This is a genomic window from Sorangium sp. So ce448 (assembly GCF_051520915.1).
In the GTDB taxonomy this organism is placed as follows: Bacteria; Myxococcota_A; Polyangia; order Polyangiales; family Polyangiaceae; genus Sorangium; species Sorangium cellulosum_B.
In genome coordinates this window covers 5455930-5467525 of the sequence record NZ_CP150343.1, presented here as the reverse complement: position 1 = coordinate 5467525, position 11596 = coordinate 5455930, and the positions used below count along the sequence as shown (strand labels likewise).

At 72.3% G+C, this 11596-nt stretch carries 11 protein-coding genes; 9 read left to right on the top strand and 2 right to left on the bottom strand.

Annotation, left to right across the window (positions count from 1 at the left end; genetic code table 11):
* Positions 1–102: 102 nt before the first annotated feature.
* From WMF45_RS20530 to WMF45_RS20505, 6 genes are all read left to right on the top strand, one after another.
* Positions 103–792: a tetratricopeptide repeat protein gene (locus tag WMF45_RS20530; RefSeq protein ID WP_012236244.1), complete on the top strand. Its 690-nt coding sequence runs from the start codon at positions 103–105 to the stop codon at positions 790–792.
* A 591-nt stretch (positions 793–1383) separates the two neighbouring features.
* Positions 1384–2733, top strand: a complete 1350-nt coding sequence (locus tag WMF45_RS20525; RefSeq protein ID WP_437718571.1) for an STAS domain-containing protein — start codon at positions 1384–1386, stop codon at positions 2731–2733.
* Between the two features lie 23 nt (positions 2734–2756).
* Entirely contained in the window at positions 2757–3152 is a 396-nt protein-coding gene (locus WMF45_RS20520; protein WP_436618553.1) for an STAS domain-containing protein, read from the top strand.
* Complete coding sequence (locus WMF45_RS20515) at positions 3133–3918, top strand: anti-sigma regulatory factor (RefSeq protein ID WP_437718570.1); 786 nt, start codon at positions 3133–3135, stop codon at positions 3916–3918. Before WMF45_RS20520 ends, WMF45_RS20515 begins: the two co-directional genes overlap by 20 nt.
* Positions 3915–4499 (top strand): SpoIIE family protein phosphatase, encoded by a 585-nt coding sequence (locus tag WMF45_RS20510; RefSeq protein WP_437718569.1) that lies wholly within the window; start codon positions 3915–3917, stop codon positions 4497–4499. Before WMF45_RS20515 ends, WMF45_RS20510 begins: the two co-directional genes overlap by 4 nt.
* The gene (locus WMF45_RS20505) at positions 4496–4975 is read left to right on the top strand and encodes an ATP-binding protein (protein ID WP_437300662.1); all 480 of its coding nucleotides are present in this window, start codon (positions 4496–4498) and stop codon (positions 4973–4975) included. Before WMF45_RS20510 ends, WMF45_RS20505 begins: the two co-directional genes overlap by 4 nt.
* Positions 4976–5032: 57 nt before the next feature.
* Here WMF45_RS20505 and WMF45_RS20500 read toward each other — a convergent pair whose 3' ends face one another.
* Both WMF45_RS20500 and WMF45_RS20495 read right to left on the bottom strand, forming a co-directional pair.
* Positions 5033–6058: a tetratricopeptide repeat protein gene (locus WMF45_RS20500; RefSeq protein WP_012236238.1), complete on the bottom strand. Its 1026-nt coding sequence runs from the start codon at positions 6056–6058 to the stop codon at positions 5033–5035.
* A 285-nt stretch (positions 6059–6343) separates the two neighbouring features.
* Positions 6344–8242 (bottom strand): L,D-transpeptidase, encoded by a 1899-nt coding sequence (locus WMF45_RS20495; RefSeq protein WP_437718568.1) that lies wholly within the window; start codon positions 8240–8242, stop codon positions 6344–6346.
* 284 nt (positions 8243–8526) lie between these two features.
* Here WMF45_RS20495 and WMF45_RS20490 point away from each other — a divergent pair, with 284 nt between their 5' ends.
* The 3 genes from WMF45_RS20490 (at position 8527) to WMF45_RS20480 (ending at position 11587) form a co-directional block, all read left to right on the top strand.
* Complete coding sequence (locus WMF45_RS20490; RefSeq protein WP_437718567.1) at positions 8527–9888, top strand: hypothetical protein; 1362 nt, start codon at positions 8527–8529, stop codon at positions 9886–9888.
* Between the two features lie 140 nt (positions 9889–10028).
* Entirely contained in the window at positions 10029–11297 is a 1269-nt protein-coding gene (locus WMF45_RS20485; RefSeq protein WP_437718566.1) for a hypothetical protein, read from the top strand.
* A gap of 53 nt (positions 11298–11350) precedes the next feature.
* A complete protein-coding gene (locus WMF45_RS20480) occupies positions 11351–11587 on the top strand; it encodes a hypothetical protein (RefSeq protein ID WP_437718565.1) in 237 nt (78 codons plus the stop codon).
* Positions 11588–11596: the final 9 nt, after the last annotated feature.

Below are 11596 nucleotides of genomic sequence, written 5' to 3'. Positions count from 1 at the left end.
GATGGTACGTCGGTGGGGGCTTGCGTGCGACGTCGTCCAGGCGTCGCCGCTCGGCGCGCAACGCGCTAGCCAAGCCCGCCCACTGGTCGTATCACGGAAGGGATGGGGCGCAGTGGAGCGGAGGACATCGACCGGCTTCGACGGGATATCGATCGAGCGCTTGCTGACAAGCTCGATGCGGACAGGGTGCTCCCGCTGCTCGCGCGCCTGGCCCGCGCGACGGCGCCCGGGAGCGAGCCGTGGCTCTACGCGCACCGCCACCTCGCGGAGATGGGCGTGGAGCACGATCCGTGGCGCGCCGCGCTCTTTGCGCGCCGCGTGCTGCAGTTCCACGAGGAGGACGACGGCGCCTGGGCGGTGCTGGGCCTGGCGCAGTCGCTGCTCGGCAACTACCGCTACGCCGCGCGCGCCTATGAGCGCGCGCTGGCCATCGCGCCCGAGAACCCCTGGTACGCGCACAACCTGGGGCACCTCTACGACGTCGCGCTGAACCGCCCGCACGACGCCTTGCCGCTCCTGGCGCAGGCCACCGAGGCGCAGACAGGCGAGGCCGACATCGCCGCGAGCTACGCGCACGCGCTCGCCCGATGCGGCAAGCTGGTGCTCGCCAAGAAGATCTTGAAGCGCGCCATCCGTCACGGGGCGACCGCGGACCAGATGGCGCTGTGGCGCTGGCTCGACGCGGGCGCCCCGACCACGGGCGAGAGCGGCCCAGACCCTCAGCGCCCGGCCGACTCGAAGCGCAAGGCCAAGCGACGGCGCGCTCGCGAGCGTCAGAGCCTCGGCGATTGAGGCTGAGCGACCCGCGCGGCGGTGTTCACGCAATCCGCGCTGGTGACCGGCGCGCGTCGCATGGGGGGAACCTCACGTGAGCTTGGACCCTCTCCATCCGCACATCCGAGGAGCGGAGGCAGGAGGTGCGCGCCGACCGAGCTCGGCTGCGCTGCGGCGCGGCATAAGCTGCTGCTGGCGTGTTCGATCGTGACGCGGGGCACGGGCGCGGTTGTGCGGGCACGGGCTACCTCGGCTGGGCGACGGTGGATGCCGTCGCCACAAGCGACACGCATGGCTGACGCGAAGCTTGACGGTGGGTTGCCCGGTTGGCGATAAGCTGTGTTTCTCGACTGGTGCTGGACACGGTCCCCGCTTGGGACAGGGCAGCCTGCGAGGAGAAGAAATGAGCGTCACGAGCGTGCAAAGGACGGACAGGACGGCGAAGAGCCACGCGCTCTCCGCGGCCGTCTCGTTTCGCCCGCGCGGCTCATCCTCCCGGCGCGCGCATCTGGAGCGATCCTGCAAGGGGATTCGCCGCGCCGCGCACCGGAGGGACGCGCTGCCTGGCGCCACGCACGGCGCGCGCGGGCTTACGACGGGGAGTTCGCGATGAGCGAAGAAGCTCTGCGGCAAGAGATTGCGAGGCTCACGGAGCGCGTCGCGACGCTCGAGCAGCAGATCGAGGGGCACGAGCGCGCGGCGAAGGAGCAGGCCGCGCAGCTCGACCGGGCGACGCGCGACGCGCGCGATCGCGGCGAGCAGCTGGCCCGAGCGGACGAGGAGCTGCGGCGACAGGCTGGCATCTTCAAGCTCGTGCTCGACAGCATGGCGGACGGCGTCGCCGTCGTTGACGACAGGGGCGAGCTCCTGATGCGCAACCCGGCCGCGGAGCACATGCTCGGCCGCGCGCCGCTCGACCTCGCCTCGGGGGACGACGTGGGGCCCGGCGACGCCACGCTGTTCTTCCCCGATCGCGCGACCCCCTGGCCGATGTCCGAGCACCCGCTGTCGCGCGCGCTGCGCGGCGAGACGGTCGATCAGGTCGAGCTCTTCGCGAGGAAGTCCGCCGACCAGGATGGGCGGGTCGCCCGCCGGTCCAACGGCATGGCGGGCGGCGCGATGCCGACGCTCGCGCCCACCGCGGGGCCGCAGGGGGACGATGTCGAGCCGCGGTCGGTCCGCGTGCCGCCAGTGTTCTCCGAGCCGCGCATCGAGACCGGCCCGGTGTCCGGCCTGTTCCTGACGGTCAGCGCCAGCCCGATGCGGGGCAAGGACGGGGCGATCTCCGGCGCCGTCGCCGTGTTCCGCGACGCGACCGAGAAGAAGCGCCTCATCGAGGATCTCGAGGCGAAGAACCGCGACCTCGTGGAGAGCGAGAGCGCCAAGAGCGAGCTCGTCGAGCGGCTCCGTTACGCGATCGACGAGATCTCGACGCCCATCCTCGAGCTGTGGGACGACGTCCTCGCGCTGCCGATCATCGGCGTCGTCGACTCGCGCAGGAGCGCCCAGATCATGGAGCGGCTGCTCGACGAGATCGTCCGCCGCCAGTCGCGCTACGTCATCATCGATGTGACGGGCGTCGAGGTGATCGACACGCGGACGGCCGACCATTTCATGAAGCTGATGAAGGCGGTCGAGCTGCTCGGCGCGCGGTGTCGGATCACCGGGGTCAGGCCCGCCGTCGCGCAGACGATGGTGGAGCTCGGCATCAACCTCGGCACCGTGCGCGCCGCGCGCAACCTCAAGCATGCGCTGCGCGAGAGCATGGCGCTCGCCGGCCAGAAGCCGACGCCCGCGTCCCTCATGGGGACCCGCCGCGGCGCGGCCAAAGACAACGAGAAGCAGACAGGACAGCCGTTCACACCTGGCGGCCCTCGGGCCGCCTTCGATCCGTCGGGCAGCGGTGCAATGACCACGACACAGCTGCAGCTCAGCGCGAGGAAGGAGACGTCCACTTGATGCAAGCGGGTAGGGTCCCCATCGTGGGCCTCTTCGGGAACTTAATCGTCTCGGTGCAGGGCGGGCTCACCGACGGCCAGGTGGAGCAGCTGCGCGACGACGTGACCGGGTCGATCGAAGCGCGATCGCCCCGCGGCCTCATCGTCGACCTCTCCGGTGTCGAGATTCTCGATAGCTATCTCACCCGCGCCATCCGTGACATCGCGCTCACGGCCCGGCTGATGGGCGTCCGGACGGCGGTGTGCGGCTTGCGCCCTGCGGTCGCGATCGCGCTCGTGGAGATGGATCTCGAGATCCCTGGCGTGGTGACGGCGCTCAACCTGGAGCGCGCCGTCGAGATGCTCGCGCCGTCCGCGGACGACGACATGATGCCGCCGGAGCTCACGAACGAGGTGTCGCATGAAGATCCCTCCTCGTGACGGACCGCCCTCCAGCGGCGGCGCCACGGGGCCGCCGTCGAGCCGGTCCAGCGGACCGGTGTCGACGCGCTTGCCGGGTACGCCGCAGTCGGCGCGCGGCCCCGTGCCGTCGTCTCCGCAGATCGTCGGCCGCTCGATCACCGATCAGATCGAGACGGTGCTGGCGCAGTTCCTCTCGCCTGCGGTGAGGAAGAGCGTCATCGACTGCGGGATCCGGCAGGCGAAGGTCGATCCGATGGTCGCGCGCGAGGGTGATCTCCGGCGCCTCCTCGTCGAGGTCAAGCGCGGGGTGAAGCTGTTCGTCCGCGACCAGGTGCAGCTCGATCGGTGCATCTCCGAGCTCGGTGAGCTCGACCACGCTGCCCCCGCGCCGCGCGAGATCACCATCGATGTGCGCAACGAGGAGGACGTGCTGCGCGCGCGGTCAGCCGGCCGCGAGCTCTGCATCGAGCACCTCGTCAGCGACGTCCTGCAGACGAAGATCGTCACGGCGATCTCCGAGCTCGGGCGCAACATCGTCAGGTACGCGGGCAGCGGGCAGGTCGTCGTCCGCTCGCTCACCTCGCCGATGCGCGCGATCGAGATCGTCGCGCAGGACAACGGGCCTGGGATCACGAACCTGCCGGAGATCCTGAGCGGCAAGTACCGCTCGCGTCACGGTATGGGCGCGGGCCTCCGCGGCACGAAGGCGCTCATGGATGCGTTCGACGTCAAGACGGCGCCGGGCGCGGGGACGACCGTGACGGTCAGGAAGTACCTCGGATGACGGTCGCCATCGGGACCGCGTGCTGCGTCGCCGCCGGCGAGGAGATCGCCGGCGACGAGGTGGTGGTGGTCCGACATTCCCCGTGGGTGCTGATCGGCCTCGCCGACGGGCTCGGTCATGGTCCCCACGCCGCGCAAGCGGCTTCCGCGTTCTGCCGCTACGTGGAGGACCACGCGTCGATGCCGCTCGAGGATCTCTTGACCGGGGCAGGGGAGCACATCGCGTCGACGCGCGGGGCCGCGGCTGCGCTCCTGCGCATCGACGAGAGCGTGGGCGAGCTCGAGTTCTCGGGCGTCGGCAACATCGCGATGAAGGCGATCACGCGCACGGCCATGCCGAGCTTCTGCTCGGCGGGGATCCTCGGGCGGCGCGTGCGGCGGCTCCGCAGCTTTCGCTTCCCCATATCGCCTGGCGATGTCGTCCTGCTCCACTCCGACGGGATCTCCAGCGGCTTCGATCTCAGCGCGTTCCGCGACTTCGATCCCGAGGAGATGGCGCGCCGGATCGTCGACGCCCACAAGAAGTCGTTCGACGACGCCACGTGCGTCGTCGCCGTGGTCCGCGACAGGGGCGCGGCGTGACGCAGCGGTCCCCGCCCGCGTTCAGCATCCCCGTCACGCGCGAGGAGGATCGCTTCGCCTGCGCGGCCGAGGGCGCGCACATCGCGCGCTGGGCGGGGCTCTCGGAGCGCGCCCAGCACGAGCTCGCGATCGCGATCGCCGAGCTCGTGTCGAACGCGGTGCGCCACGGCGGCGGCGGGAGCATCAGCATCCGGGCGATCCGCGATGACACGCAGACGGGCGGCGGTCGGTGGGGCGTCGAGGTGATCGTGCGCGACTCCGGCCCAGGCCTGGACCCGAAGCTGGCGCTGCTCGAGGACGTCGGGCCGAAGAGCGATCGCGGCCCGTCCTCGTCGAGCTCTGCGCGCCTGACGCCGAGGATGCCCGGTCAGGGGCTCGGCGTCGGGCTCGGCGCCGTGCATCGGCTGATGAGCTCCGTCATCATCCGTTCGTCACCCGGCATCAGCACCGAGATCATCGCCGTCAAGTGGAAGTGAGCGGCGCCCCGCGCGCCCACGCGGCGCGGCGATCGTGGCGAGGAGCGCCCCGCTCGATCAGTTGAGCTCTTTCTCGGTCCGCTCGTTCTGCTCGGCTTCGAGGAACGTCGCGGTGATCTCGCGCTCGAGCGCCAGGTTGATCTCGCGCTCCAGCGCCTCGATGCTGCCCGCGAGGCGGGCGACGTTGAGGGCGTAGACGAAGACCCGCGCGCACGGGTGGACCTCGGCGCTGCCGCGGAGGCCCCGCTCGCGCTCGTCGGCGTTGAGGCCGTCCAGCAGGACCAGCGCGCGGGGATCGACGCCCTCGGCCACGAGCTCCATCCCGGGCACGTCGGAGATGTAGAGCTCCGCGCCCTCGACGTAGCGCCGGAGCACGGGGTTGAGCGCGGCGACCGTCTTCTGGGCCAGCGTCACGAAGCCCTCGCGGCTCGGCGCCCAGGGGGGCATGCCGAGCTCGACGTCGAGCTCGCGGGAGCGCAGGAAGGCCTGCGTCGCGCCGCGGACATCGCCCCGCTCGTCGCGGATGAGGCCGAGGTAGTAGTGGGCCTCGGCGTGCCTCGGGTCCTTGAGCGCCGCCTCCTCGATGAGGGCGGCAGCCTTGTCGGCCTGGCCGATCTCGTAGAACGCGCGGCCCACGAGGAAGGTGTGGTTCGGGTTGTCGTAGGGGCCCTCGGGGATCCTCGCCGCGACCTGCGCCGCCTCGTCGAGATCGCCCTTGCCGAGGAGCGCGTCGAACTTCAGGAGGAGCGCGTCGATGATCTCCTCGTCGACCTCGGCCAGATCCAGCGCCTGGTCGCACATCTCGATCGCCTGGTCGAAATCGCCGAGCGGGTGGATGTAGACCTCGGCGGCGTTGAGCATCGCCTCCAGGTAGGTGTCATCGAGGGCGATCGCCTGGCGGTACGCCTCGATGGCCTCCTCGCCCTCGCCCTCGAGGGCCGCGACGAAGCCGAGCAGGTTGTGAGCCTCCGGCGAGTTCGGATCTAGCTCGAGCGCCCGCCGGGCCGACGCCTCTGCTCCGCGCGTGTCCCCGCGCTGGACGAGATCCCACCCGCGGTCGAGGTGCGCCGAGAACTGGTCCATGGCGGCTCCACAAGTGTGCGAAGGGGAGCCCCGAGTCAAGAGGGAGCCCTGTCAAAGCGACCGTTCAAGCTGTTCCGAGCACGGCCCGCCCGGATTTCCAGCAACCGGCGGACGCAGGGTGGCAGGCGGGCAGGCCCGCTCGGTGGGTCCAGGCGAGGCGAGGCGCGGCTCCGCGCGCTCGTACCACGCGCCGCGGCGAGCCTGGTCCGGCCGCTCCCGCGCGGCTCGCTCGATGGGGAGCGCACGGTGTTGCTGCGTCCTCGGCCGCGCGGCCGCGCGGCCCGCTCACTCGTGGATGGACACGAGCGTGCCGCGGTTCTCCGGCGTGGCCCAGACCCCGTGCCAGCCGCGCGGGAGCCTGGGCTCACTCCAGAAGAAGACCTTCTTCGCGTCGAGCGGCGAGAGGTTCACGCAGCCGTGGCTCATCTCCCTGCCGAAGTTTCCGTGCCAGAAGGCGCCATGGAGGGCGTACGAGCCGTCGTAATACGCGACGAACGGCACGTCCTCGATGCTGTACGGCAGATCACCCGCGACCGTGCCGTCGCCGTCCATCGTCGTCGCGATGTGCTTCTCGCGGATGCGGAACACCCCCGTGTGCGTGGGGTGGTCCTTCTTCTTGTCCTTCGAGCGCCTCCCCGGCGAGATGAGCGCCGCGAAGACGGGCTTGTCGCCCTCGATCGCGACAAGCGTCTTGCGCGACAGGTTGACGTCGATCCACTTCTCGCCCGGCGCGAGATCAGGCGGCGGGGCGCCGAGATCGGTGTACGTCCCGTCGGCGCCCTTCATCCACCAGCCCTCGGTCGTCTTCCGGTACACGGTCGACTTGTGGGTGTGGCTCTCGCCCGTGAGGCCGAACGCCGCGAAGCGCTCGAGCGAGCCGGCCACGGAGACGGACTTCTTCTCGGCGTCGAACTGGTACTTGCTCGCCGACTTCGCGAGGATGAAGCCGACCGACTTCGCGCCCTCGGGGAAGTCGATGCCCTGCGAGGCCGGCGGCTTGATGATGTACATGCGGTCGCTCGGCGCGACGAGGCCCGCTGTCGTCTTGTACCAGCTGCGGCCGTTCCAGCCGAAGGTCTTGTCGACCGCGACGAAGAAGCCCTTGACCATCCGCTTCGCGACCGTCGAGTCGGCGTCCTTGTCGAGATCGGCGAGCGTGACGCTGCGCGGCCTGCCCTTCTCGTCGACGTTCTCCCACCAGGGCTTCTCGGGCTCCTCCTCGACGGGCGCCGGCGCGATGCCGAGCGACGCGGCCTCGGCGACGGCCGCCGCCTTGTCCTCGACTGCGGCCGGATCCGCGGCGACCGCGGCCACCGACGCGGGGTTCGCGGCGGCCTCGGCGCGAGCGGCGGCCGCCGCGGCGACCTCCTTCTCGGTCTCCTCGTAGAGCGCCTCGGCGCGCTGCTTCTCCTCTTCCTTCCGCTTGCGCTTCGCGGAATCGAGGTAGGGCTCGTAGCGCATCATCTCGTCCTTCGAGGGGACGGAGCGGTAGAGCGGCGTGCCGTGCGTCGTGTTGAAGGCGTACTTGTACGGGAGGACCTCGTCGAGGTTCGGCGGCGTGATGCCGAGGCGGACCTGCGGGTTCGACAGGTCCGTCGTGGCCGACCTCCCGCAGACGTAGCCGCCGTCGAGGAGGCGGTACCAGCCCTTGGCGCAGCTCCCGCCCTTGATCGGCTTCGGATCGACCGGCACCTTGCCGCCGAGCCGGATGTAGCCGAGCCGCTGCTTGGAGAACTCCATCGTCGGATAGACCGCCGCCTGCGGCACGATCGAGCCGAGCAGCGGCCCCGTGTACGGCTTGTCGGGCGCGGGCGGCTCCGGGGCCTCGGAGGGCGCGGCGGTCGGGGCCTCCTTGGGCGCCTCGGCGGACGCGGCGGCGCGCGCCGACGACGCGGGCGCGGGGCGGGGGAGGGGCGACGTCCGCTCGGGCGGCGAGTCGCCTTCGGTGGAGGGGCCGGGAGGGGCCTCGCCCTGGCAGCCGCTCGCCCACGCCGCGGTGCCGGCGAAGGCCGCCGCGGCGACGAACCCGAGCACGCTGGACACGAGCGAGGTGCGCGCGCCGCCGCGTCCGGCGCCCGGCGCCGGTTGCGGGTTCCGCAGGTCGTCGGTGCGGACATTGCCGCTGCCGTGCGATCGTGCGGGGTCCTTCTGCCCGCGGGGGCCGGGCGCCTGAGAGCGGTTCATCGCATCCACAGCGTTGGGCGAGGACCGGCCTTCCCGATCCTCGCGGTCTGATGATCGACCCGTAGGGTCGGGTCGGCTCGGCGGTCTTAGTACCTGGTCACTCACGTGTCGATCCACTTCTCTGCGGAGCGCGCGCCCCTCGAGCTGACGACGGCGGACGCCGGGGCAGGCGGCATCGCATGACCCTCGCTTGAGCGAACGACGTGCCACGAAGCCGTGACGCGCGGCGCGGGCGCGCTCCGGCGCATGGATGCCGTTCGGACGGCTGCTGCTAGGGTACCGCCGTGGCGGAACGGACCCCGGGGCGTGGCTTGAACAACACGACGGAGGCCCGGCGCGTGGGCCGTGGCACCGCGGTCGTTCCGCTCGTTCGCGCCGCATCCAGGCGGGCGCTCGTCACCGCGGCCGTCGTCGCGGCGCTCCTGCACCTGCCCCTGCTCCCGACCCCGCTGTTCGCGTGGCTCGACGCGATGCTCGCGCTCCGGGGCGAGCTGGCCGACTACGACGCCGGCGACACGATCGTGCCGATCGATCTCGATCTCCTCGCGGACGACCCCAGCGCCGTCGCGGCGGCGCCGTCCGCGAGCGGCGAGGGGGCGCCTTCCGGGGCGGGCGCCGCGGCGCCGGCGACGCCGTCGCCCGCGACGCCGCCCGCCGCGTCGGCGAGCGCCTCGCCGGAGGCGCCGGACGCGGGCGCGCCCGAGCGGCCGCGCCGGAAGCCGCCGGGCGACGCAGGACCGGACGCGTCTGGCGATGGGGGCACGGAGAACGACGGTGACCACCCGAACCTGCGAACCCCGCTGAGCGCCGCGGGCGCGCCGGGCAAGCTCGCGTCGAAGGACCCGAACGTCCAGGTGCTCATCGCCGGCGACCGGCTCCGCAACCACGAGCTCGGCGCGTGGTTCGGCCGGATCCTGACGACCATCCCCCAGTGGCAGTCCTTCTTCAGCGACACCGCCGTCGACCCGATCCGGGACATCGACCACCTCCTCATCGCCGGCCCGCAGCTCCGCGACTCCAGCAAGGTCGTCGCCGTCATGGACTACAGGGCGCCCGAGGAGACCATGCGCGCGGCCGTCGACGTCATCGTGCAGCGGTCGAACGGCGCGTGGATCGAAGACGCCCCCGTCCCCGCCGCCCGGGCCACCGCCGACCGCAGCAAGCGCATCTTCGCGATGGTCCCGGACCGGCGGCTGCTCGTGGTCCTTCCCGCTGCTGAAGAAGATCAGCTGTCCAAGTTGAAGTCCATGAAAGGATTCAACAAATCTTCGGCGGCGGGCATCGTCATCTCGATGCTCACGCCCGCGAACGCGTTCCGCGGGGTCCAGGCGGTCCCGCGCAGCCTCGCCTGGATGCGCCTCACCGTCACGCCGACCAAGGACGGGGGCGCGGACCTCGCCCTCACGGCGGGCGATGAATCTGCGGAAGATGCGCTGGTTCACGCGCAGGAGCTCACGAAGACCTTGAATGCGATCCGGACGATCGACCTGGGGATCACGAGGATCGATGTGGTGGATGAGATCGCCTTCAACACCGACGGGAAGGTCATCTGGTCGAAGCTCCACGTCACGAACCGGCAGCTCAAGCTGATCATGGGCTTCGTGGAGAAGGCGCTCCTGGAGCAGGGCGGCGCGCGGAAGCCGTAGCGCGCGGCGAGAACGGCTGCGCCGGGGCGAAGGCGGCCGCGCCGGGGCCAAGGGGGCCGCGCCGGGGCGGAGCGCGGCCCGGGCCGCTCGGAACACTAGCCAAAGCGGCGGCGTTCAGTTAATCCGACCAGCCCGCGCCGATGACGCCCGAACACTCTCCGTACGCCGTGCTCGATGAGCTTGCCGGACACCCCCGCGGCGACGACCTCGCGCGGGTCGTCCACACCGCGGCCTTTGCCGCCGCGGACGAGCGGCGGACGACCCTGGAGGGCGGCCTCGCGGAGCTCGTCGACCGGGCGGGCCTGTCGGTCGCCGACGCCGAGACCCGGTTCGGCAACGTGGTCCGGGCGCTCGAGCGCGGTACGAGCGAGGGCGCGGGGAGCGCGACCCGTGTGCTCCTGGCCACGCTGCTCGCGCGCGGGGTCGCGCTCTCGCCGCCCGACGGGCCGGAGGCGGAGGCCCGCGTGGCCGAGGCGCTCGTCTGGCTGGCGACGTACACCTCCGTCGACGCGCTGACCGCGCTGGACGCCGCGCTGGGCGAGCGGGCCGCGGGCCTCTGGCGGTCGATCGCCGCGCTGGTCCGGCGCGCTGACCAGGGCGCGCTGCCGCAGCTCGGCCGGGCGGGCGCGATCATCGCCGCGGCGGCGCTGCGGGGGAGCGCCTCGCCCGACGCGCGCGCCGAGGCCGCGGCGCTTGTGGACGACGTGCGCGATCCGATCGTGCGCTCGCTGCTGCGCGACGCGCTCTCGCCCGGGAGGCGGCCGAGCCGCGCGCCGAGCGCCAGCGGGGCCGCGCAGGAGGGCGCCGGGGCGACCGGAGACGGGTGGGCGCCGGAGCGCGACGGCGGGGCGACGGCGCGGCTCTCGGGCGAGCTGTCTCCGCCGCCGCGCGGGCCGGTGGCGCTCGTGCTGCTGGCGGCGACGGGGATCCTGCTCGTGATGCACGTCCTCCGGCTCGCCGGGCGGTTCCTTCTGCGGTACCGCCGACCCGCCGCGCTGGAGGTCGGCCCGAAGGGCGTGACCGTCCGGAGCCGGACCGAGCTGTTCGGCCGGACGCTGAAGGAGCGGGAGACGTACATCCCGGTCGAGGCGCTCCTCCGGGCGACGCGCGAGGTGCGCTACCCGCGGCTCGCCCTCTACGCGGGGCTCGTCGCGCTGGGGCTGGGGACGTACCTGGGCGTGTCGCTGCTCGTCGACGGCGCGCGCGCGGGCTCCCCGGAGCTGCTTGGCATGGGCGCGCTCGTCTTCGCCTTCGGCGCGGCGCTCGACTTCGGGCTGTCGCACCTGGAGACGGCGACGCGCGGCCGCTGCCGCGTGGTGCTCGTCCCACGGAAGGGCCCGGGGGTCGCGCTCGGGGGGATCGAGCGCGACGCTGCGGACCTCGCGCTGGGCAAGCTGCCGCGCGCCTGAAACTTGGCCGGATCGCGCCGCCTCCGCTAGGCCGATCGGGCGAGGTGATGGCGATGCGCTCGAAGACCGAAGCGATGGCGGGGCTCAGGCGGATGCTGCACGACATGCTGACCGCGCGGGAGGGCGGGGAGAGCGCTCCCCGCCTGGCGCGGGTGAAGGGCTGCGTCGACGGCGCGATGCGCGCGCTGCTCGACAGCGGGCAGGCGACCCGCCAAGAGCTCCTCGATCTCGTGGCCGCGGAGCGCGCGCGCGTGAGCGGCCCGGCGACGGCGGAGATCCGCGCGGTGTAGCTGAGCGCC

Excerpts from the sequence above, each read along its gene's own strand:
- WMF45_RS20485 (WP_437718566.1), top strand. The coding sequence starts at position 10,029 with ATGACGCCCGAACACTCTCCGTACGCCGTGCTCGATGAGCTTGCCGGA.
- WMF45_RS20510 (WP_437718569.1), top strand. The coding sequence starts at position 3,915 with ATGACGGTCGCCATCGGGACCGCGTGCTGCGTCGCCGCCGGCGAGGAG.
- WMF45_RS20500 (WP_012236238.1), bottom strand. The coding sequence starts at position 6,058 with ATGGACCAGTTCTCGGCGCACCTCGACCGCGGGTGGGATCTCGTCCAG.
- WMF45_RS20495 (WP_437718568.1), bottom strand. The coding sequence starts at position 8,242 with ATGAACCGCTCTCAGGCGCCCGGCCCCCGCGGGCAGAAGGACCCCGCA.
- WMF45_RS20530 (WP_012236244.1), top strand. The coding sequence starts at position 103 with ATGGGGCGCAGTGGAGCGGAGGACATCGACCGGCTTCGACGGGATATC.
- WMF45_RS20525 (WP_437718571.1), top strand. The coding sequence starts at position 1,384 with ATGAGCGAAGAAGCTCTGCGGCAAGAGATTGCGAGGCTCACGGAGCGC.
- WMF45_RS20480 (WP_437718565.1), top strand. The coding sequence starts at position 11,351 with ATGCGCTCGAAGACCGAAGCGATGGCGGGGCTCAGGCGGATGCTGCAC.
- WMF45_RS20515 (WP_437718570.1), top strand. The coding sequence starts at position 3,133 with ATGAAGATCCCTCCTCGTGACGGACCGCCCTCCAGCGGCGGCGCCACG.